The organism is Arthrobacter terrae, assembly GCF_015708085.1.
Classification (GTDB): Bacteria; Actinomycetota; Actinomycetes; order Actinomycetales; family Micrococcaceae; genus Arthrobacter_M; species Arthrobacter_M terrae.
Genome location: NZ_JADNYM010000014.1, coordinates 16400 through 38779, shown reverse-complemented (window position 1 = coordinate 38779; position 22380 = coordinate 16400). Strand labels below are relative to the sequence as shown.

General features: G+C 63.3%; 20 protein-coding genes and 1 tRNA gene. 8 read left to right on the top strand and 13 right to left on the bottom strand.

Annotation, left to right across the window (positions count from 1 at the left end; all coding sequences use genetic code 11):
* Positions 1–91 precede the first annotated feature (91 nt).
* Positions 92–544 carry a MarR family transcriptional regulator gene (locus IV500_RS11960; RefSeq protein WP_196397042.1) on the top strand — a complete coding sequence of 151 codons (453 nt, stop codon included), beginning with the start codon at positions 92–94 and terminating at the stop codon, positions 542–544.
* Positions 541–1806: an MFS transporter gene (locus IV500_RS11955; protein WP_196397041.1), complete on the top strand. Its 1266-nt coding sequence runs from the start codon at positions 541–543 to the stop codon at positions 1804–1806. Before IV500_RS11960 ends, IV500_RS11955 begins: the two co-directional genes overlap by 4 nt.
* A gap of 95 nt (positions 1807–1901) precedes the next feature.
* Here IV500_RS11955 and IV500_RS22145 read toward each other — a convergent pair whose 3' ends face one another.
* The gene (locus tag IV500_RS22145; protein ID WP_312875910.1) at positions 1902–2087 is read right to left on the bottom strand and encodes a hypothetical protein; all 186 of its coding nucleotides are present in this window, start codon (positions 2085–2087) and stop codon (positions 1902–1904) included.
* A gap of 315 nt (positions 2088–2402) precedes the next feature.
* Here IV500_RS22145 and IV500_RS11945 point away from each other — a divergent pair, with 315 nt between their 5' ends.
* Positions 2403–3266 carry a winged helix-turn-helix domain-containing protein gene (locus IV500_RS11945; RefSeq protein ID WP_196397040.1) on the top strand — a complete coding sequence of 288 codons (864 nt, stop codon included), beginning with the start codon at positions 2403–2405 and terminating at the stop codon, positions 3264–3266.
* Between the two features lie 22 nt (positions 3267–3288).
* Complete coding sequence (locus IV500_RS11940) at positions 3289–3816, top strand: SixA phosphatase family protein (protein WP_196397039.1); 528 nt, start codon at positions 3289–3291, stop codon at positions 3814–3816.
* Between the two features lie 22 nt (positions 3817–3838).
* Here the strand turns inward: IV500_RS11940 and IV500_RS11935 are convergent, their stop codons facing one another.
* The 11 genes from IV500_RS11935 to IV500_RS11885 form a co-directional block, all read right to left on the bottom strand.
* The gene (locus tag IV500_RS11935) at positions 3839–4450 is read right to left on the bottom strand and encodes a TetR/AcrR family transcriptional regulator (protein WP_196397038.1); all 612 of its coding nucleotides are present in this window, start codon (positions 4448–4450) and stop codon (positions 3839–3841) included.
* Positions 4447–6483, bottom strand: a complete 2037-nt coding sequence (locus tag IV500_RS11930; protein ID WP_196397037.1) for a YhgE/Pip family protein — start codon at positions 6481–6483, stop codon at positions 4447–4449. The genes IV500_RS11935 and IV500_RS11930 overlap by 4 nt, the downstream gene beginning before the upstream one ends.
* On the bottom strand, positions 6480–7238 hold the full coding sequence (locus tag IV500_RS11925) for a heme ABC exporter ATP-binding protein CcmA (protein WP_196397036.1): 759 nt from the start codon (positions 7236–7238) through the stop codon (positions 6480–6482). The genes IV500_RS11930 and IV500_RS11925 overlap by 4 nt, the downstream gene beginning before the upstream one ends.
* 65 nt (positions 7239–7303) lie before the next feature.
* A complete protein-coding gene (locus IV500_RS11920) occupies positions 7304–8725 on the bottom strand; it encodes a dihydrolipoyl dehydrogenase family protein (RefSeq protein WP_196397035.1) in 1422 nt (473 codons plus the stop codon).
* A gap of 90 nt (positions 8726–8815) precedes the next feature.
* The gene (locus tag IV500_RS11915) at positions 8816–9502 is read right to left on the bottom strand and encodes an N-acetylmannosamine-6-phosphate 2-epimerase (protein WP_196397034.1); all 687 of its coding nucleotides are present in this window, start codon (positions 9500–9502) and stop codon (positions 8816–8818) included.
* Between the two features lie 36 nt (positions 9503–9538).
* Complete coding sequence (locus IV500_RS11910) at positions 9539–10483, bottom strand: ROK family protein (protein WP_196397033.1); 945 nt, start codon at positions 10481–10483, stop codon at positions 9539–9541.
* Between the two features lie 74 nt (positions 10484–10557).
* Positions 10558–11487, bottom strand: coding sequence for a dihydrodipicolinate synthase family protein (locus tag IV500_RS11905; RefSeq protein WP_196397032.1), 930 nt, complete (start codon positions 11485–11487; stop codon positions 10558–10560).
* Between the two features lie 66 nt (positions 11488–11553).
* Positions 11554–12384, bottom strand: coding sequence for an ATP-binding cassette domain-containing protein (locus IV500_RS11900; RefSeq protein WP_196397031.1), 831 nt, complete (start codon positions 12382–12384; stop codon positions 11554–11556).
* Positions 12381–14606, bottom strand: a complete 2226-nt coding sequence (locus tag IV500_RS11895; protein WP_196397030.1) for a dipeptide/oligopeptide/nickel ABC transporter permease/ATP-binding protein — start codon at positions 14604–14606, stop codon at positions 12381–12383. The genes IV500_RS11900 and IV500_RS11895 overlap by 4 nt, the downstream gene beginning before the upstream one ends.
* Before the next feature lie 3 nt (positions 14607–14609).
* Entirely contained in the window at positions 14610–15566 is a 957-nt protein-coding gene (locus IV500_RS11890) for an ABC transporter permease (RefSeq protein WP_196397029.1), read from the bottom strand.
* Between the two features lie 143 nt (positions 15567–15709).
* Positions 15710–17338, bottom strand: coding sequence for an ABC transporter substrate-binding protein (locus IV500_RS11885; RefSeq protein ID WP_196397028.1), 1629 nt, complete (start codon positions 17336–17338; stop codon positions 15710–15712).
* A 255-nt stretch (positions 17339–17593) separates the two neighbouring features.
* On the opposite strand from IV500_RS11885, the gene IV500_RS11880 reads away from it, so the two are divergent.
* Positions 17594–18322, top strand: coding sequence for a FadR/GntR family transcriptional regulator (locus IV500_RS11880; protein WP_196397027.1), 729 nt, complete (start codon positions 17594–17596; stop codon positions 18320–18322).
* 93 nt (positions 18323–18415) lie between these two features.
* On the opposite strand, the gene IV500_RS11875 is transcribed toward IV500_RS11880, so the two are convergent.
* Positions 18416–18488: transfer RNA gene (locus tag IV500_RS11875), tRNA-Arg, on the bottom strand.
* 256 nt (positions 18489–18744) lie between these two features.
* Here IV500_RS11875 and IV500_RS11870 point away from each other — a divergent pair.
* From IV500_RS11870 to IV500_RS11860, 3 genes are all read left to right on the top strand, one after another.
* Positions 18745–20571 carry a phosphoenolpyruvate carboxykinase (GTP) gene (locus IV500_RS11870; protein ID WP_196397026.1) on the top strand — a complete coding sequence of 609 codons (1827 nt, stop codon included), beginning with the start codon at positions 18745–18747 and terminating at the stop codon, positions 20569–20571.
* A gap of 17 nt (positions 20572–20588) precedes the next feature.
* Positions 20589–21068, top strand: a complete 480-nt coding sequence (locus tag IV500_RS11865; RefSeq protein ID WP_196397025.1) for an RrF2 family transcriptional regulator — start codon at positions 20589–20591, stop codon at positions 21066–21068.
* Positions 21069–21208: 140 nt separating this feature from the next.
* Positions 21209–22375, top strand: a complete 1167-nt coding sequence (locus IV500_RS11860; RefSeq protein ID WP_196397024.1) for a globin domain-containing protein — start codon at positions 21209–21211, stop codon at positions 22373–22375.
* Positions 22376–22380: the final 5 nt, after the last annotated feature.

Genomic DNA, 22380 nt, shown 5'->3' with positions numbered 1-22380 from the left:
CGCGGTATCGCTGGCGTAGTTCCCCGGGGGCAAAGACCGATGCCTCATTGGCCGAATGTACTTAGCAAGGGTAATGACCTAAGGTAACTATATGACAATAGTAGAACGTGCGGAGCTGTCGGCTCCGGAGGATGTCGGCGCCCTGGCCGTTGATCTGCGGATCGCCGTGATGCGCACTTCGCGACGGCTGCGTACGGAGGGCAGCGGCGAGGCCGTATCGCCGGGCCAGTATTCCGTGCTCGCGGCGATCCACCCGGATCCGATGACCCTGCGGCAGCTCGCCGACCGGGAGCACGTCCAGGCACCGTCGATGACAAGGATCGTGAACGCCTTGGAAGGGTCCGGGCTGGTGAACCGCAGTGACCACCCCACGGATGGCAGGCAGGTGCTGGTGAATATCACGCCGGCCGGCCGCGCCATTTTGGCCCAGGCGCGCACCCACCGGACGGCATGGCTGGCGGAACGCCTCGCGGGGATGGAACCCGCAGAGCGTGCCGTGCTCGCCGATGCGGCGTGTATCCTGCAGCGAATGAGCGGCAAATGAAGGAAATGTTCCGGGCCCTGAAGGTCCATAACTACCGGTTATGGGTCGGCGGTGCGCTGGTCTCCAATATCGGGACCTGGATGCAGCGGGTGGCGCAGGACTGGCTGGTGCTGACCATCCTGACCAACCACTCCGGGACGGCGGTGGGCATCACCACGGGTCTGCAGTTCCTCCCGATCATTTTTATCGGCCCGTTCGCCGGGCTGCTGGGGGACCGCGTCTCCAAGCGCAAGATACTGCTGTGCACACAGACGGCAATGGGGCTGTGCGCGCTGACTCTTGGACTACTGGTGGTGACCAATGCCGTCCAGCTCTGGCAGGTTTTTACCATCGCACTGCTGCTTGGCGTTGCCAGTGCCATTGACGCCCCGTCCCGGCAGGCGTTTGTCTCCGAGGTCGTGGAGCAGCGCGACGTTCCAAACGCCGTCGCCCTCAACAGCGCCTCGTTTAACCTCGCCCGTCTGGCCGGCCCCGGCGTGGCCGGATTGCTGATTGCCTACTTTGGCACCGGTACCGCGTTCCTGCTCAACGCGGCCAGCTTCCTTGCCGTGCTGATATCGCTGTTGCGGATGCGCACCGACGAGCTGCATACCAGCGCCCGCGCACCGCGGGGCAAGGGGCAGATCAGGGAGGGCCTGGTCTATATCCGGCAGCGTCCGGACCTGATGATGATTATGGTGCTGGTCGGGGTGGTCGCCACCTTTGGGATGAACTTCCAGATCACTAACGCACTGATGGCCACGGAGGTTTTCCATCTGGGGCCCGGCGAGTACGGGCTGCTGGGTTCGGTCATGGCCGTGGGCACACTGGCGGCGGCGCTGCTGGCGGCCCGGCGGCAGGGCACACGAATGCGCTACGTAATCGGCGGGGTGCTGGCGTTCGCGGTGTTCGTTGCCGTCGCGGCGCTGATGCCCAGCTACTGGCTCTATGCCCTTGCCCTGATCCCCGTGGGGCTGGCCTCGCTGACGTTTATGAACGCCTGCAACACGAGCGTCCAGCTCTCCACGGATTCGGTGATGCGCGGACGCGTTCTTGCGGTGTACATGGTGGTGCTGCAGGGCGGAACGCCAATAGGGGCACCGCTGGTCGGTTGGATCGGGACCGTCTTCGGGGCCCGTTGGTCGGTCGGAATCGGCGCTGTGGTTGCCCTGGTGGCGGGTGTCTGGGCGCTGGTCCTGCTCAATCGGCGCAACGACGTCCGGTTGCGCGATCAAATGCACAGCGTGACGCAGTTCAGTTTTCGGCGGCCGCTGCGCGGCTAGACCTTGGTCTCACAGCATAACCAGCCTCGGCGGCAGGTGGACGATGAATGAGGTGCCCCGGTGCTCCCGGTCCACCGAATTCCTCCCTTCATCTGTCAGAATTCCGTTGGCATGCAGCAGTCCGGCATATCCGTGGAGGCCGTCAGCGGTGTGCGTAGTTCGTGACCCGCGGCGGCAATAAAGCGGCGGACCTTGGTCTCACTTTTCTGCCGGCATGCATGCAGCGGCAGCTCGGCAACCCAGCCGTAAGCGCGGCCAGTGCAGGCCGCTGGATAAGGCATGACGTGCGTCACTCTGGACGTCTTCGTCTCAGCATGCGGACAGTTTTACCCAATGTTACTTGCACGTCGGGTTTGTTACGTTGCAGACTCTCAGTGTGAACATCCACTCAATGGCATCTGCAGCCGCAGGGAGCCTGCCCAGCGAAACCGCTGGCAGGCTCATGTGCTGTTGTCGAATGCAGGCCTGACTCACTACCCCGGAGTTTAGGCATTATGGGCCTTCGGGCCTGCCCGTCATGGGCATTCACCCTGCCACTTAGGCGGGAGTGACAAAGCATTCGCGCCGCCAAAGCGGCTATTCACATCGAGGTCACCATGTCAGTAGCATCCGGATACGTCCACATCTCCGTCCGAAACGCGGGCAAGGCCGCCACCGGCGGCGCCACCAACAATAATTTCCGGGCGCAATTTGCCGATCGCCAGCCACACCCGGCGCCGGGGACAGGTTACGGTCTCGGGTATCAGGACTCCCGAACCCTGGCGCCCGCTCAGGGCAGCCGCCCTCCTTACCTCCCGGCCGCTCCCGTGCGTGCTCCAGCAGCCGTTGTTCCCGGCTTAGAGAACCGTCGTAGTGCCCAGGTGGAGAATGTTGCGCGCGGGTTTGTCCTGTATGTGGGAGTGGATGAGGAGACGGCGGCCGAGGCGGGAACCTCCTTGGCTAAGCTGGCCCAGGACATCCGGGCCTACGCGCAGACGCTGCTGCCGCAGGCGCAGAGCTATGCCGCCGTCGCCATAGCCCCGGCGGATGCTCCCGGGACGGCTCTGGACGTTGTCCGGTCCACGTTCGGGGATCCGGCGGGGCCGGCCCGTCAGCGTCAGGAAACGGCCCGGCTACGGACGGTGCCCGAAACCCGGCCCACCGGGGTGCTGATTGATCTGGCGCGCCGGGAAGTGCACCTGGATGGGGAGACGTTGAATCTGACGTTCAAGGAATTTGAATTACTCAATTACCTGGTGGAACACGGCACCCGAACGGTGGGACGCGAGGAGCTCCTGGACGGGCTGTGGCGTAATGCGGACGAGGTGCCTAATGAGCGCACCATCGACGTCCACATCCGCCGGCTCCGGTCCAAGCTGGGCCGGCTGGCCAATACCGTCCGCACGGTCCGCGGCGAGGGGTACCGGTTCTACGAGCATCCCGAAGTAGTGGTCTGGGCGGCTCCGGAATACTCCATCTAACGGCGGTCATTAGACTGAGGTCATGAGCGAAACACACCTGCTGCGGCTTGTCCTAATGCGCCATGCCAAGGCCGCGTACCCGCTGGGTGTGGCGGACCATGACCGGCCGCTGGCGCAGCGCGGGCACGCGGATGCGGCCGTTGCGGGCCGGTGGCTGCTGGAAAACTCGGTGATCCCTGATTTTATTCTCTGTTCCAGCGCTCTGCGGGCACGGCAGAGTTGTACGTGGGTGTGTCAGCAGCTCGGCGACAAGGCGCCCACTGCCAAGCTGGAGGACCGGCTGTACGCTGCCTCAGCGGGGGAGATGCTCGCCGTCGTGAACAATCTGCCCCAGACTGTCCGGACGTTGCTGGTGATCAGTCATCTGCCGGGCATCCAGGATCTGGGTCTGCGGCTGGCCTCCCGGGATTCGGATGAGGCAGCGTATACGAATCTGGCCATGAGTTACCCCACCAGTGCGCTGGCGGTCTTCGAGTACGCCGGATCCTGGGCCGGGCTCGATGGTCAGGACGCCCGCGCCACGGCTTTCGCGGTTCCGCGCGCGGCCTGAAACCCAGCCACTGCCCCCGGGGTTACCTCAGATAGCCGCGGATGACGGTCATGACCACTGCCAGGGCCTGTTCCCGCGAGCGGTCCGGATGGAACACCAGCCGGTCCAGCCCGATCACGAACGTTGCTCCCAGGATCGCCCCGGCGACGCTGGCCGGGGTGATCTGAGTATCGACCTGGTTCTCCTGTGCCACGCGTTCCACCGCGGCGCCGATAACGCTGACCAGCCGTTCGCGCAGCAGGGTCAGGGTCTCGTGCCACTCGCCGGGGGTACGCCACATTTCGCTGACCAGCAGTTGGGCGAAGGACGGATACTCGGCGAAAAAATCCAGCATGGCGCCGAGCATTTCCTGCAGATCGTCCACGGCCTTCGCAGCGGGCGAAGCAGATGCCAAGCGGGACTCGAGCATTTCCACGCCGTGCTCCAGTAGGGCCGCGATCATCTCCGACTTGCTGCCGAAGTTGTAATACACGGTGCCCTTGGAAACTCCCGCCGCGGCCGCGATTTCGTCCACGGTAACGTTGGCGGGTCCGCGCTCGCCGATCAGCAGCATTGATGCCTCGAACAGTTTTTGCCGGGTGGCGTTGGTCCGGACGGGCCGCCGCGTTTGGGCGGGGCGGGCAGGTTCGCTCATACCGCGATCTCCGGTTGCAGAGTCTTCAGCGTCCAGAACTTATGCTTGCGTACTGCGAGGAAGGACAACAGCAGACCGAAGAGCGTGTAGCCGATCAGGCCCAGCACAATTGGTCCCACCGGGGCCAGACCCGCACCGTAGATCAGGTGCCGCATGCCTTCCACTACGTGGCCCATGGGCATGACGGTGTGGATCGCATGCAGCGGTCCCGGCGTGGTCTGCCAGGGGAACGTGCCGCCGGAACTGACCAACTGGAGCACCAGCAGGATCAGCACCACAAACTTTCCCACCGTGCCCAGCAGCGCCACGACGCCCTGGATAATGGCGGTGAAGGCCATCGAGGCCAGCAGCAGCAGACCCAGGGTCAGTACCGGATGCGACGGGTTCAGTCCGAGTCCGAAATAGACCACCAGGTACATCACCACGGCCTGCAGCGTGGAGACCAGGAAGAACGGCAGCCAGCCGCCGACGGCGATTTTCCAGGACGGTGCGTTGGAGGCCAGGGCGCGCTGGGTCACCGGCCGCATGGCCTGGACCAGCATGAACGCACCGATCCACAGGGCCAGAACGAGGAAGAATGGTGCCAGCCCGGAGCCGTAGTTGGCGGCCTGAGCCTGGGACAGCGAATTGACCGCGATTGGGTCCGAGATGACCTTGGCGGCATTGGCTTTTTGCGCGTCGTCGGGATGAGGGACCTGACCGGCACCCTTGGCGAGTTCATCGGCCAGCGTGGCTGCACCGGAGGACAGCGTTTGCACACCGTCATCGAGCTTGGTGGCGCCGCCCTCAAGCGTCGTCGCGCCCGAAGCGAGCCGGCGGCTGCCGTCCAGGGCGGTCTGCTGACCGCTGGCCAGCGTTGCGGCCCCGGCGGAGAGCTGGGCAGCGCCGTCGTTGGCCTGGGTGATGGCGCCGGTCAGGGTCGGAGCGGCCGCGGCGAGTTTGGCAGCGCCCCCGGCCACGGCCTGCGAGCCCGCCGCCAGCTGCTGCACGTCCGCAGCATCGATATTCAGCTTCGCCTTGGCATCCTGCACGGCCTGGCTGACCGGGGCGGATTGGACGTCGGCCTTGATCTTGTCCGCGTCTTCCTTGGGGATCGTTCCGGCTGCCACGAGCGCATCGAGCCGCTGCGAGAAGCCGGTTTTTGCCGCCGCATCCAGTTGATCAAGCCCCCCGACGGCGTCCTGGACTTTCGTGTTCAGCGTCGCGTTTCCTGCCGCCACCTGGGCGGCGCCCGTGGAGAGTGCCTGGCTGTCTGTCGGCAACGAGGTGGTTTGGGACTGCAGCTGGCCCAGACCGGTGCTCAGCTGCGCGGCTCCGGTATTAAGCCGGTCCGCTCCGGCCACCAGCTGGCTCTGGCCGTCCACCAGCTGATTCGCGCCGCCGGTCAGCGTACTCGTGCCCGCGTGCAATTGTGCTGCACCGTCCCGCAAACCTGCCGCTCCTGATGCCAGCTGGCTGGCGCCGTCGGCCGCCTTGACGATCTGCGCGTGAATGGTGCCGTAGCCGGTCAGCAGCGTGTCCGCCGTGGCCTGCCCGACCTCCTTGGCCACGGATTCGTGCACCTGCGTGGTCACCTTGTCCACAATGGAGGTCAGCAGATAGTTGTTGGCATCATTGGTGGTGACGCCCAAAATAGCCTGTTTCGCGGAATCAAAATGCTCGGGTGAGGCGAGGTTTTCGGAAAAGTCCCGGGGGATTTTCAGGGCAAATGCGTACTCGCCGGATTCCACGCCACTGTCCGCCTGCTGGACAGAATCCACCTTGACCCAGTCGAATTTTTTGCCGTCGATCAGCGTCTGCGCCACCTGATTGCCCACCTGGAGTTGCTTGCCGTCTTTGGTGGTGGCGCCCTGGTCCTGAACAACAACGGCCGCCTTAAGCTGGTCAAGATTGCCGTACGGATCCCAGTTGGCATACAGGTAAAGAGCCCCGTAGAGCAGCGGAACCATGATCAGCGCCAGGATGGTCAGCTTCGGAAGCAGGCCCCCCGTCATGCGCTTGAGCTCGGAAAGAGCGAGACGGAGGACGGTCATGTGGTTTCCTGCGATTCGTCGTTAGGGGCCGGTTCCGTGCCCGGGCTCCCGGCTGGGGTTACCCCGGGAGGTGCGTCTCCCAGACGGGCGACGGCGCCATGGAAGTTCCCCGGTATGGTCGCGACGGTGACAATCACCGTCAGCGGACGCACCGGGACTGCGGTGTCTGACGTGCCGGACGAGTCGGGCGTGCCGGACGTGGCTGATGTGCCGTTGCCTGCCGCGAGCCGTTGCAGGAACGGTAGCCAGTCCTGCGGATCGGCGCTGTGCCTATCCGGTGAGTCGACCACCAGGACATCGACGTCCGCGTTCGCCAGGGCCAGATCGGTCAGCAGCTTCAGCCGCGGTTCCGGGGCCAGTTCGTCGACCCATTTGGCGGCAATATCCGCGTGCCCGTGCTTGGCCAACCATGCCGCCGGGCGGGTACGGTCGCGGAATTTACCCGGAACCAGGGCCAGGTCCTCCGCGGTCAGATCCTGCACGCTCAGATGCTGCTCGGGTTCGTTGACGTCCGGTGCGTCGATCAGCGCGCTGTGCCGGCGCAGATGGGCAATGCCCTCTTCATGTCCCCAGTGCACGGATCCGGACGTGGGCCGCATTCTTCCGGTCAGGGTCAGCGCCAGCGCGGTGCGCCGGTCCTGGCCGTCACCCTGGACCAGGAGCAGGGTTCCGCGCTGAGGCGCCAGGCTGGTCGCCGGGAGAAGGTCCCGGTGACGGCCCTGGACATGGAGCTTCGAAGCCGACAGCACAGGCATGGCCTTCCGGTGGATTAATGAGCCATGAAAATCCTATCAAAACTGACCGGTCAGTTCAAATAGCCTTAGAGACCATATTTCTCCAGCAGCCGCAGCCAAACCTCGCTCACTGTGGGGTAGGACGGGACGGCGTGCCACAGGCGCTCCAGCGGAACCTGCCCGACGACGGCGATCGTGGCCGAATGCAGCAGTTCGGCGACGTCCGGACCAACAAAGGTGGCACCCAACAGTGTCTTGTCATCCTCGTCGATCACCAGCTGGGCCCAGCCCTTATAGTCGTCCGCATACAGTGCGGATCCGGCCACCGCGATCGGCAGGGACACCTCGGAAACGTTTCGTCCGCCGTCGCGCGCCTGCTGGAGAGACAAGCCGACCGAGGCAATCTCCGGGTCGGTAAAAACAACGTTCGGTACCGCTCCGTCGTTGGCCGTCTGCGCGCCCGCGCTCCAGGGGGCGGGATCGCCGTGCAGTGTTCCCGCCGCGCGGGCCACGATGGCTGTGCCTGTGGCACGCGCCTCGTATTTGCCCTGATGTGTCAGCAGCACCTTCCCGGCAGCATCCCCAACGGCGTACAGCCAATCCTTGCCGGCAACCCGGCCGGTGGTGTCGGTCGTGAGTTTCTTCGGTTCCAGCCCGATGCTCTCCAGCCCCAGCCCCTCCAGTGCCGGGTGCCGGCCGGTGGAAACCAGCAGTTCATCGGACGTTACCGTTCCGCCGCCCTCGGAGAGGACCAGTTCCACCTCGCCGCCGGCATTGCGCTGCACGCTGTCCGCAGAGGTGTGTAGCCGCAGGTCAACGCCGTCAGCGCGCAAGCCGGCCTTGACCAGCTCGCGGGCCTCGGTTGGATACATCGTGAGCAGGTCGCCACGGGCCACAAGCGTGACGCTGGAACCGAGCCGGGCGAACGCCTGTGCCAGTTCGGTACCGGAGACGCCGCCGCCGAAGACCGTCAGCCGATCCGGTACGGTTTGCGCTGACGTCGCTTCGCGGGTGCCCCAATACTCAATGTCAGCCAATCCGGGCAGCGGGGGAGCAGTGGGCACGGAACCGGTTGCCAGGATTACGGCGTGCGTGGCGTGCAAAACGTGCGTGCCGCCGTCGTTCCCCGCCACCTCAACGGAGCGCTCCCCGGTGAGCCAGGCATGTCCGCGGATGAGTTCGATGCCGGCGTTCTCCACCCAGCTGACCTGGCTGTCGTCCTGCCAGTGCGAGGTGAACTCATCCCGGCGTTTCAGCACCGCGTCCGCATCCAGCGTCTGGGTGACAGCCTCCCGCGAACCGGCCACAGACTGGGCCGCCAAGAGCGCCGCTCCGGGCCGCAACAGCGCCTTCGACGGCATGCAGGCCCAATAGGAGCATTCCCCGCCGACCAGTTCGGCCTCGATCAGTACCGCTGAGAGGCCCCCCTGTACGACCTTGTCTGCGGCATTTTCGCCCACAGCACCGGCACCGATAATAACAACATCAACCGTTCGCGTCTGAGCCATGAGTCGAGCCTACGTCGACTATGCCGCTCATGCACGATACGGACCGGTTTCGAGCATGTGCGGCACGGTCGATACGCGGTGCTACGCAAACTATGCGCTGAGAGCGTCTTTGAACCAGCCGGTGATGGAGGCCGGGTGCGTAATAGCGGTTCCGACGACGACGGCGAACGCCCCGGCATCGAGCGCCTGCCGGGCTTGCGCCGGGGTATGGATGCGTCCTTCCGCGATCAGCGGCAGGCCCAGATCCGCCGCAACGATCTGCGCCAGCATGTCCAGATCCGGCCCCTGCGTTTTGGTGCGTTCGCCGGAATAGCCCGCCAGCGTGGTGCCGAGCAGGTCTGCGCCGGCTTCTGCCGCCGCCGCAGCATCTGCCGGTGAGCCGCAGTCTGCCATCACAAGAGCATTGGATTCTGCGTGGATGCCGGCAATCGTTGCGGCGAGGTCCAGTCCGTCCGGGCGGGGGCGGCGGGTACCGTCGATGGCCACAATGTGCGCACCGGCGTTGGCGCATGCCAGCGCGTGGCGGAGGGTGGGGGTGATGAAGACGCCGTCGTGGCCGTCCTTCCAGAGTCCGATTACGGGCACTTCAACGGCAGAACGGGTGAACTGGATATCAGCGATGCCCTGGACCCGGACCGCCGCGGCGCCTCCGATGACGGCCGAGGCCGCTACCTGGGCGGTGGTCCGCGGATCCCGCATCGGCTCGCCGGGGTACGCCTGGGCGGAAACAATAAGCTGGCCCTTGAGGACGTCCAAATTGGTCAGTTTCAAGGTCATGCTAACTCCTAATAATTTGTCAAAGCCGACGATCGATTACGCGCGCAGAACCAGCGCAGCGGCTCCGACGATGGCCGCGGTGTTGCCCAGCCTAGCGCGCTCAATCCGCAGCCCCGCCAGCGGAGGCATCAGCTCCTCGGCTGCCGCGAGAGTCATCCGGTCCCACCACAGTGCCCCGGCATCGGCCAGACCGCCCGAGACCACCACCAGCTCGGGGTCCAGCACATTTGCCAGCCCCCCGATTGCCTCTCCAGCGGCGCGCGCGGCGGTGTCGACGGCTCCCAGTGCTACCGCCTCGCCGGCACCGGCACGGGCGAGCACCTCTCGAGTGTCCACGGCGTCAGGATCGCCGCCGCGGCGCAGATAGAGTGCATGCAGTGCCGGCCCGGAGGCGATGGCTTCCACATGCCCCCGACGACCGCAGGTGCACGCCAACTTAGTGCCATCAGCGGCCACGGCATAACTGGACGCAAAGTGCCCTACGTGGCCCCCTGCATAGCGGTGTCCCAACAGCGGCCGGCCGCCGACGACGAACGACCCGCCGACGCCGGTCCCGAAGGCGAGCAGGAGCATGCTGGAGGATCCGGCGCCAGCGCCCAGCCACGCCTCACCGATGGCGTGGGCATGGACATCGTTGACAACGCTGACGGCCCCCGCCGGCAGGCCCAGCCGTGTCTGCAATCCGGTTGTGATCCGGGTTCCGGCCCAGCCAAGGATGGCGTCCGTTGCCGAGACCACGACGCCACGGTCAGCGTCGATGACGCCGGCGGATCCCATGCCTACGGCGGAAACCTCGATGCCCGCAGCAGCGGCCCGCTCCCGCAGCCCCCCGACCAGGCCGGCGGTGGCCTCCAGAATTGCCTCGCCGCCGGCCCGATTCAGCGTCGGCGTCTGCGCGGTAAACAGCACGGACCCGTCCGCTGACACAACCCCCGCCGCGGTCTTCGTCCCGCCGAGGTCGATCCCAATCACATGCGTCATACTTCAATCCTCAGGAGTAAGCAGTCATCGGCGGGCAGGGAAGCGGGTTGGGGCAGGGCGTTTCCTGGCCCAGCCTAGATCAGGCCCGTACGCTCCAGGATCACCTTTACCGCGGCCGTCTCGCCCTCATCCAGCGCCAGCATCGGAGCACTCATCACATTCGTCTTAATGACGCCCATCAGCATCAGTGCAGTCTTGAAGGCTCCAAGACCGGCGGCGTTTCCGGACAGCCGTCCCGGCTGCGGCGTATAGACGATCTCAAAAACATCGGCAAGGCGGTTCTGCTCGGCAGCGGCCTTGGCCCAGTCACCAGCCATGGCGGCCTCGTACAGGTTCTTGTAGCCGCGCGGGTCCACGTTACCGAGTCCGGGAACAACGCCCTGGGCCCCGCCAAGCAGCGCGCCGTCGACAACGACCTCGTGACCGGTGAAGATGTCAAAATTGGGAATGTCCTGCGCTGCCAGCAATAGCTGCCGGAAAGAGACGTCGTCACCGGAGGAATCTTTGACGCCGGCCAGCACACCCTCCTTGCCGAGCTCAACGAGCAGATCCGTGGGGAGCTTGAAGTGGGTGCGCACGGGGACATCGTAAGCGAAGATCGGGACGTCGATGGCGGCATGGATGCTGCGGTAATGGGTCGCATTTTCCTGCGCGTTGCTCACGGCGTAGTACTGCGACGTCACCACCAGGGCATCGGCGCCGAGGCTGACGACGCGCTTTCCTTCTTCGATCACGCGTGCGGTGGTCTGCTCACAGGCGCCGACAAAGAGCGGAACCGCGCCGGCGTTGACGCCGGCAATTGTACGCAGCGTCAGGTCCCGCTCGGTGTTCGTCATATGGCTGACCTCGCCGGAGGAGCCGAGTACGAATAGTCCGTCCACACCGCCGTCGAGCAGGTGCTTGACGACGTTTTCCAGCGACGGAACATCAATGGATCCCTCGAGGGTGCGCGGGGTGACGACGGGCGGGATAACGCCCTGGAAACGGGTAGCGACGGAAGTCACAGTATTCTCCAAAATAGTTGTTGGTAATAGATGAAAATTTGAGCAGCTGTCCGGACGCCAGCGAAGCTAGGTGTGCAGCAGCGAGGGCGCGGCGCCCAGCAGCATTTTGGTGTAATCGTTGCTGGGATTGTCAAACACCTCGCGGGCCGGACCTTCCTCGACGATCCGGCCAAAGTACATGACGCAGATCCGGTCCGAAACGTAGCGCACCGTCTGGATGTCGTGGCTGATGAAGACCATCCCCAGGTCGAGTTCCTTCTTCAGATCTGAGAGCAGGTTCAGCACCTGCGCGCGCACGGATACGTCCAGTGCGGACGTTGGTTCATCGGCGACAATCACATCCGGTCCAAGCGCAAGCGCCCGGGCAATCGCGACGCGTTGCCGCTGGCCGCCGGAAACCTGGGAGGGGGTGACCTCGGCGGCCGACTGCGGCAGTCCCACCAGGGCCAGCAGATCGCTGACCTTGGCGGCCCGGGAAGCGGCGTTGCCGATGCCATGAATCACCAGTGGATCCGTCAGGATGTCCTGGATTGTCATCCGCGGGTTCAAGGCGGTGGAAGGATCCTGGAAGACGACCGAGACGGCGCGGCCGAACTCCTTGCGCATTTTGGCGCTGCGCTTGACGGCGGGACGGCCGTGGAAGAAGACCTCTCCGGAGGTCGGTGCCTGCAGGCCCACGAGAACGCTTGCCAGCGTTGACTTTCCGCAACCCGATTCGCCGACAATGCCGACGGTTTCGCCGCGGCTGACCGTGAAGTTCACGCCATTGACAGCCTTGACATAGTTCGGCTTGAACAGGCCGCCGGAGCGAGTGCGGTGGTGCACATGCAGGTCGCGCAGTTCAATGACAGGAGCATCGTTGAGCTCCGGCTGGGAGGGGTTCAGAACAGTACTCATTTCGCGCCTTTCCCGGCAGTTTGCGACTGGGCCGTGCCTGACTGGGTGGTGCCCGACTGTGTGGTGCCCGCTTGGGCGGTGCCAACTCCGGCCAGGACCGGCGCGTCGTCCTTCCGGTGGCTCGCCCAGAAGTGGTCCTTGTCGGTGCCGGCAGCATCACTGTTGCGGACTTTCACGAAGGCCAGCTGTTGAGCCGGGTCAGCGTCCGGGCGCAGCGAGCGCCCGGCAAACCGGTCCCCGGCGGAGAAATCCCGCGGTGAGGGGACGGTTCCCGGAATCTGGTGCAGCCGGACGGCATGTGCCTCGATCGAGAGCACGGCACCGAGCAGGCCGCGGGTGTATTCGTGCTGCGGATTCTGCAGCAGTTCGGACGCCTGTGCCGATTCCACCACCTGCCCCGCGTACATCACCGTGATGCGGTGTGCCAGCGAGGCAACCAGGGCCAGATCGTGGCTGACAAAGATCATCGCGAAGCCCAGCTGATCGCGCAGCTCGTTGAGCAGATCCACCACCTGCTTCTGCACCGTGACGTCCAGTGCCGTCGTCGGCTCATCGGCGACGACAATCCGCGGTGACCGGGAGAGTGCCATGGCAATGAGTACCCGCTGGCGCTGGCCGCCGGAGAGTTCATGCGGGTAGCTCTTGAGCGTGCGTTCCGGGTCCAGCTTGACCAGTTCCAGCAGCTCCCTGGGCGTCTTGCGGCCATTGCGCTTGGTCAGCTGGCTCATCTGATCCTTGATCAGCATGGAGGGGTTGAGCGAGCTGAGCGCATCCTGGTAGACCATGGCGATCTGCTCGCCGCGCAGGCCTTGGTACGCCTTCGCGTCGCTGATCCCGGCGTCGGAATCCAGCAGCTCCTTGCCATCGAACTTGATCGAGCCGTTGATCCTGGCCGTCTTGGGCAGCAGCCCCATGATGGCCAAAGACGTGATGGATTTACCGCAGCCGGATTCACCGACCAGCCCCATTGTTTCGCCCTCACGGACGGTGAAACTGACATTGTCCACGATGGCAGTCTCACCGAAGCGGCCGGGGAATCGAATCGAGAGGTTACGCACTTCCAGCACCGTGCGGGCCGCCGGGCTGACCTGCGGCAGACGGTCAGTGCGCTGCTCTTCAATATCGCGCAGCAGCGTGAGTTCATGATCGAGCAGGGCGAACGGGTTGGCGGCGGCGTGCGGATCGTCCAGCACGCCCGCGAGCTCGGAGCCGGTGACAATTTCCGCCCCGGGTCCCTGCTGCTCGAATTGGTCCAGTTCGTGACCTTCGACGACGGATGGCTGGGCCGGTGAGGTGGCCACCTCCGTATCCAGCCCCATGCGGGCGAGGGCGGCGGCCGAGCCGTCGTCGTCGTTTACCTTCGGGGCCTTGCGCAGCCTCGGGTTGACCATGGCATCGGTCAGGCCCTCGGCCAGTACATTCAAGGCCAGCACGGTCAGCAGAATGGTCAGACCTGCAAAAGTCGTGGCCCACCAGCCGCCGGAGAGGACCAGATTGCGGCCGTAGGAGATCACATTGCCCCAGGACGGCGCGGGATCCTGGATCCCGGCTCCGATGAAGGACAGCGAGGCCTCGAGGATGATCGCGTCCGCCACCATGACCGTGGCGAACACCAGGACCGGGGCCGCCGTGTTGCGCACAATGTGCTTGAGCAGAATATAGGTCCGCCCGGCCCCGATGACGCGCTCGGCCCGGACATAGTCCTCGCCGTATTGTGCCAGAACATTGGCGCGGACCACGCGGGCAATCTGCGGCGTATAAATGATCGCAATGGCCACAATGATGACCGGAACAGAATTACCGAAGGAGGCCAGCAGCACTGCGGCCAGGGCGATGCCGGGGAAGGCCATCAGCACATCCATGGTGCGCATGATGATTTCACTGAGTGTCTTGGACGTGGTGGCGGCGAGAGAACCCAGCGTGGCGCCCAGAATGATGGCCAGTATCACCGAGCCAAGACCGATTTCCAGCGACGACTGCGCGCCGTAGAGCAGACGGGAGAAGACGTCGCGGCCCAGCCGGTCGGTGCCGAACCAGTTCTCAGAGCTTGGAGCCTGGGCCGGAATGCCGGTGTTCAGCGGATCGTGCGGGGCAATGACCGGGGCCAGAATGGCCATCACAATAATGAAAATCAGGAAAAGCAGGGAAATTTTGGAGGACAGGGACAGGGCCTTGAACCGCAGTCCCGGAGCGCTTAACCGTTCGGCAAGTTTGCTGCGCATGGCTTAGACCGTCCTGATTCGGGGGTTAATGAGCAGGTAGAGAAGGTCAACAAGGATGTTCACCAGCACGAAGGTCACGGAGATGACGAGCACTACGCCCTGCACCAGATTGGTGTCCTTGCTGGTAATGCCGTTGAGAATCTGCTGACCCATGCCGGGCAGGGAGAAAATCATTTCAATGACGACGGCGCCGCCGAGCAGGTAGCCAACGCGAAGACCCAGCACGGTCACCGGGGTAACGAGCGCATTGCGAAGCACATTTTTTGACACAACCTCGCGGTAGGGGACACCGTTGCCGACGGCGGTCCGGACGTAGTCACGGTCCAGTTCCTCCACCATGGATGTGCGGACCACGCGGATCAGGGACGCCGAGACGGGAACGCCAAGGGCCAGGGCCGGAAGTGCCATGGACTTAATCCAGCCATTGAAGCCTGCCGATGGGTCGGCCAGGCCGCCGGAAGGGAAGATCGAGTTGGTGCCCAGGGCGAACCACTGGATGAGCAGGATGCCGAGCCAGAAGGAGGGGGTGGCGATGGCCGCGATCGAAAACACGCGAACCACTTGGTCCACCCAGGTATCGCGGTACAGCGCGGCCAGCACGCCGAATACCAGTGCGACGACGACGGCGATGAGCACGCCCAGGAAGGTCAGCTCAAGCGTCAGCGGGAACGCCTGGGCGATGACTTTCGTGATGTCCTTCTGCGGCGGGAGTGTCTTGCCGAAGTCTCCGGTGATGAGGTTTCCCAAATACCTGAAGTACTGCAGGAACATTGGGTCATTGAGGCCGTTTTCCAGCCGGTACTGCTGCAGTGCCTCCGGCGTTGCCCCTTCGCCGAGGGCTGCCACGGCGCGGTCACCTGGGGCAAACTGCAGCACAACGAAGACCAGCAGGGTGACACCCAGGATCATCAGCGGAAGTGCTGCGAGCCGGCGTCCCAGCAGTCGCAATAACATTACCAATTTGCTTCTCCGGTTTGTTTCGGTTTATCCGCAGGGTGTGCTGCGTCAAAGGCGGGGCGTGTTCGTAGTTAGATCGAGGTCAGAACAAAGGGGCCGGGGCCGCGAGGCCACAGCCCCTTTGGTCTGTGTCATGCAGCCAGACGCTACGCCGTCCGGCCGACGCCGATGAAGCTCAGGCCGGTCGTCGGGAGCGGTGCGAAGCCCGAGAGCTTCGTGGCGTCCCAGGCGGTGGGGAGCTTGCGGTGGAAGATTGGGTACAACGGCGCCTCTTCGGCAATGATGTCGATGATTTCCTTGTACAGTTTCTTGGCGGCATCGCCGGTTGCCTGAGTAGCCTGGTCCATCTTGGTCTGCACAGCCGCGTACTGCGGTTGGTCGGCCCAGCCAAAGCGGTTCTTGGCCCAGACATCGCCGCGGTAGAACCAGCTCAGCAGAATGTCCGCGTCGTTGCCGAAGACCGACGGGTCACCCGGAGCGGCGACGACGTCATACTTGAGGCCGCCGACCTTATCCGGTGCGTAAACGGCTGACGAGGCCAGTGCTTCAAGCGTTGTGTTGACGCCGATTGCGTCCCAGTTCTTCTTGATCAGCGGGCTGACATCCTTCACCCAGGCGGTGTCCGTCGTGGTCAGTGTCAGCGACAGGTCGCTGACACCGGCGTCAGCGAGCAGCTTCTTGGCCTTATCCGCATCGAACCCATAGACCGTGGCGGCCTTCTGGTAGTCCGGATGCGTCGGCTGGAAGTAGGAGGTTGCCGCCGTAGCGTTCCCCAGCAGGGCCGTCTTGATAATGGCATCCTTGTCCAGGGCGTAATGCAGGGCCTGCCGGACTTCCTTTTTGTTATACGGCGCCTTGGAGCAGTTGAACATCAGGAACAGCAGGCCGAAGGACTGCACGGACTCAACCTGAACCTTGGACTTCAAACCGTCGACGTCCAGGTACGGAACATCCTCGATAGCCTGGACCCGCCCGGACTGGGCCGCGGTCACACGCGCGGAGGCGTCGGCCAGCAGGAACCAGGTCATCGACTTGGCGAGCGCGGGCTTGGGTCCGTTGTAGGCGTCGTTGCGTTCGAAGACAATCTTGTCGTCCTTGGCGGCGGAAACGAACTTGTACGGTCCGGTTCCAACCGGCTTGGCGTCGAATGCCTTCTGGTCGGCGGAGGCTAGTGCCTTTGGTACAACCTTGACCACGGAGATCCGTGGGCCGAAGCCGGCGAACGGGGTCTTCAGCTTAAACTCGACGGTCTTGGCGTCCACCGGCGTGACGGTATCGATGAAGGGGATGAACTGCGCAAAGAGGGCCTTGTTGGCCGGGTCCAGGACACGCATGAAGGAGTAGGCGACGTCGTCTGTGGTGACCGGGGTGCCGTTGTGGAACATCGCGCCATCGCGCAGCGTTACCCGGTAGGTGGTGTCATCGATCTTCTGGGGATCCGACGCGGCGAGGGCGTTGTAGGGCTTGCGGGTGGCCGCGTCGAGCTCAACCAGGCCCTCGAAGATGTGCAGGTTTGCGGCCAGCGGCGTGGCTCCCGAGGAGGACATTGGGTCGAACCCGGTGGACAGCGAGTACGAGATGCCGGCTTCAATCGCCAGGTCCTTATTGACCGCGGCGGTATTGGCGGCAGCGGAAGTCGTCGTCGTCGACGAAGTGCCACACGCGGCCAGCGTACCGGCGAACGCTGTGGCGGTGCCGAGGACCCCTGCCATCTTCAGGAAGTTGCGTCGGGATGCATCCTTTATCAGTGGAAGATTCTCAAGAGTGCTACTCATATGGGCTCACCATTTCGAAAGTTAGATATCGGATGTAGGACGTCCGATGCTTATATTAAAACTGTAAGAGACGTCACAGCTGCCGTCAAGTGCGCGGGTGATCACAGAATCATCACGGATATCCTGCTCGTCCCGGCTGCCCGCCAGTGCCGCTGCGCCGTCGATATTAGACATCCGATATCGTATGTCTTGAACGTTGTGATCCCGGAGCACCTTGCCGGCTGGGCGGCGGCACACTTTATATAAGGAGTCAGATTGGCGACATCGGCAGTCGTACCGCAGGCACGATTCAGCGCGCAGGCACGCTTACGAGCCTTGCAGGCAGACATCATGGATCTCATTCTGGAGCGTGAGCTGGAGGCAGGCGATCCGCTGCCGACGGAAAATGAGCTCTCGCTGGCGCTCGGCGTGGGCCGCAATACGCTCCGCGAGTCGCTCAAGGTCCTGCAGGCGCTCGGCGTGCTCGAGATCCGCCATGGCTTCGGTATGTTCGTGGCGCCAAGCAATTTCGATGCTCTGGCCGATGGGCTGATCTTCCGGGGAAGGCTATCCCTGCGGCATCAGGGGCTGGAGGCGATGCAGCTGGTGGATATTCGCCAGGCCTTGGAATCCGGTCTGATCGGCAGCTCGATCGATGTGATGACCACCGAGCAACTGGGCCGAATTGATGCGGCCGTGAGCCGGATGGAACAACTCGCCGGGCACGGGGAAAACTTCACCGAGGCGGATGCGCAGTTTCATTCGCTGCTCTTCGAGCCCCTGGTGAACGATCTTCTGAGCAGTCTGATGGATGTCTTTTGGAAGGTTTACCGGAAGATCCATATTGAGATCGGGGTCGAGTCCGGGGATCTGGTGGCAACCGCCGCGATGCATCGGAAGATCTACAACGCCGTGGCTCAGAAAGATAAACCGCTCGCCTCCGAGCTGCTCAATCGCCATTTCGACGGGATCCGTCACCGCATTGCCGAGGTCGTCGCGCTCTGATGCCTGGGTACCGCGGGTTTTGAAGCCACAACAAAAAAAGCCGTTGACCTGCGGTTGCTCAGGTTAACGGCTCTTTTGCTGATACCTCAGTTGTGCGCGCGAAGGGATTCGAACCCCCAACCTTCTGATCCGTAGTCAGATGCTCTATCCGTTGAGCTACGCACGCATTCAGGCCCTCGAGCCGTATGCAACTTTAGCGCGAACCGGGCCGAGCCACAAATCGGAGCTGGTCCGCCATATTTACTATACCGGTCTACGTGATTCATATCACGGTTATTTGTGGTTGCCTAGGCGAAGAACCCCGGAATGTAGAGGTTGCACCGTCAGGCCAAGAGACAACATCCCACATGTGATCTCCAAATGGACCCACCCTGGGGCCCTAGCATTTATTTCACACCACTGACCCGATGAAGGGAATAGTCATGAGCGTTACGTCGCTGCAGGAGTCTGTCGGGGGAGCCCCCACCACGAATACGCGCTTGCTGGATTGGGTGGAAGAGGTTGCCGCGCTCACTCAACCGGATAAAATCTACTGGGTCGATGGCTCCGCGGAGGAATATGCGCGGCTGACCGACGAGATGGTCGCCGCGGGGACGCTCGTGAGGTTGAACCCGGAAAAGTTTCCCAATTCATTTGCCGGCAACTCGGACCCCAAAGACGTGGCCCGGGTTGAAGAACAGACCTTCATCTGCTCAAAGAACGAGCACGACGCAGGCTTCACCAATAACTGGATGGAGCCGACGTTGATGAAGGAAAAACTGCACGGGCTCTTTGCCGGTTCAATGCGCGGCCGGACTATGTACGTCATCCCGTTTGTGATGGGGCATTTAGAGGCTGACGACCCCAAGTTCGGCGTCGAAATCACGGACAGCGCCTATGTGGTCGCGTCGATGCGGATTATGGCCCGTATCGGCACCCCGGTGCTTCGGAAGCTGGAAGAACTGGATGCGTTCTTCGTTCCGGCACTGCACACCGTTGGCGCACCCCTTCGTGACGGCGAGCCGGATGTGGCTTGGCCGTGCAACGAGGAGAAGTGGATTGTGCATTTCCCGGAGGAACGCGCCATCTGGTCTTATGGTTCCGGCTATGGCGGAAACGCACTGCTTGGGAAGAAGTGCTACGCCCTGCGGATCGCCTCGGCCATGGCGCGGGATGAGGGTTGGCTGGCCGAGCACATGCTGATCCTGAAGCTGACGTCACCTGAGCAGAAAACATACTATGTCACCGCCGCATTCCCCTCTGCCTGCGGAAAGACCAATCTGGCGTTGCTGGATCCGACCATCGAGGGCTGGAAGGTTGAGACCCTCGGCGATGACATCACCTGGTTGCGTTTCGGGGCGGACGGTCAGCTAAGGGCTGTGAACCCGGAAGATGGCCTTTTCGGCGTAGCACCGGGCACGGGCTGGGGCACAAATCCGAACGCGATGCGGGCGATCGCCAAGGGGAATTCGATTTTCACCAACGTGGCGCTGACCGACGACGGCGGCGTGTGGTGGGAGGGGATGACGGAGGAGACTCCGGAGCACCTGACCGACTGGCGCGGAGAATCCTGGACACCGGATTCGGGCCGCACCGCCGCACATCCTAACTCCCGATTCTGCACGCCGATTGACCAGGTGGACATGCTGGCGGCCGAGTACAACGAGCCCAATGGCGTACCCATCTCCGCGATCTTGTTTGGTGGCCGGCGCAAGACCACTATTCCTCTGGTCACCGAGTCCCGCGACTGGACCAATGGCATCTTCATGGGTTCAACGCTCTCTTCGGAAACCACTGCTGCGGCCTCCGGCCAAGTGGGCGTGGTGCGCCGCGATCCGATGGCCATGCTGCCCTTCATCGGTTACGACGCCGGAGACTACCTCAAGCACTGGGTGACGCTGAGCAAGACCGGAAACCCGGACAAGCTGCCGAAGATTTTCCTGGTCAATTGGTTCCGGCGTAAAGCCGACGGCTCGTTTGCATGGCCCGGTTTCGGAGATAATGCCAGGGTCCTGAAGTGGGCGATCGAGCGCATCGAAGGAACCGCCGAAGCCGTGGAAACTCCGATCGGTTTCGTCCCGGCTCCCGGGTCAATTGACCTCCGCGGCCTCGATCTGACCGAAGCGGACATGGCCCAAGCCGTGAGCGTAGTTCCTCAGGAGTGGGCCGCCGAGGTGCAGAGCATCGAGAAATGGTACGCCCGGTTCGGTGATTCGCTGCCGGATGAGCTGGCGCAGGAGCTGGCCGGCCTCAAGTCCCGTCTGGGGTGAACGGATACTCTTGATGGGTGCGCATTAACGCTTTTTCCGATTTGTGCCTGCGCGTCGTCATGCTGCTGTCGGCTGCCGCGGACAGTTCCCCGCCGGACACTGCCCGGCGTGGAACTGCCCTGCTGACGTCGCATCAGATAGCCGACAGCGTTGGCATCCCCTACAGCCACGTCAGCAAGGCAGTGATCCGGCTTCGGGAGTTGGGTCTGGTGGAGGTCGCCCGCGGACGGGCCGGCGGCGCGGCCATTAGCGCAGCGGGCCGGGTGGCGACAGTGGGCTGGCTCCTGCGCCGGCTCGACAACCGACCGGACGTGGCCGACTGCCATACGCCGTTGGGGGAGTGTCCGCTGCTGGACGGGTGCGGACTGCGTGGCGCCCTGGCCCGGGCACGTGAGGCCTTCTACAGCGAACTCGATGACGTCGTCATCTCCTCGCTCGCGGCGAAGCGTCCGGGCCGACCGGTCTTTGTGGCCTTGGACACAATGTTCCGCAGCTAATCGCCTGAATCCAGCGCAGATTCTGTGCTCTGACTACGGGTCGAAAAACTATTTTCTACAAATCGTAGAAAATGCCTCAAAACTAGCATTTCAGATGCTAATTTGGTCTTGTCGGTAATCACCAGTACCAAGGAGACCCAATGCTTTCGGATCAAGGCCGTGCAATCATTGAAGCCACAATGCCGCTGGTAGCGGAACGTCTGCCCGTAATCACGCCCAACTTTTACGCCCGGATGTTTGCTGCACGCCCCGAATTGATGGACGGTCTGTTCAGCCGTTCCAACCAGGCCAGCGGCATCCAGCAGCAGGCCCTGGCCGGCAGTATTGTCGCCTTCGCCTCGCACCTGATGACTCACCCGGATTCGTTCCCGGAGACCGTCTTGTCCCGCATCGCCCACAAGCACGCGTCGTTGGGCATTGTTCCGGAGCAGTACCCAATCGTTTACCAGTACCTTTTCGAAGCAATCGCCGAAGAGCTCTCAGATGTGATCACCGACGAGATCGCCGGCGCCTGGAGCGAGGTCTACTGGTTGATGGCGCACGCGCTGATCAAGATTGAAAAAGGCCTCTACGCGCAGGCCGCCAATGACAAGCCCTTTTCCCCCTGGGTATTGACCGGCAAGGAGCCCGCTGGCGTGGGTTCCATGACCTTCACCTTCGAGCCGGCGGACGAGACCCCTGTCAGCCCCTCCAGCCCGGGTCAATTCATTACCATCAAAGTGCCCATGCCGGACGGGATATATCAGGTTCGCCAATACTCCCTGCACTCCGATACACATGCGGCGCGTCGGGTCTTCACAACCAAGCTCGACGTCGATGGCGAGGTTTCGCCGGTTTTGCATCACACCGTTAAGGTAGGTGACGTGCTGGAGCTCTCGAACCCCTATGGCGACGTTACGCTCGGCGACGGGAACCACCCGCTGGTGCTCGCCTCGGCGGGGATCGGATGTACGCCCACAGCCTCAATTCTGCGTTCGCTCGTGGACAGCGGCTCGGACCGCGAAGTTCTGGTGCTGCATGCAGACCAGGGGCTGGAGAACTGGGCCCTGCAGAAGCAGATGAGCGCCGATGTTGAGAAGCTGGACTCCGCCCAATTGCAGCTCTGGCTCGAACGCCCCGAAGCGGGCTTCAATAAGGGATTCATGACTCTTGCGGGCCTGGACATTCCCGACGACGCTTCGGTGTACTTGTGCGGACCGTTGCCCTTTATGAAGAGCATCCGTTCACAGGCCCTGGCCTCCGGCATCCCGGCCGAACGCATCCATTACGAGGTTTTCGGTCCCGACCTTTGGCTCGCCTCAGCCTAGCGGGA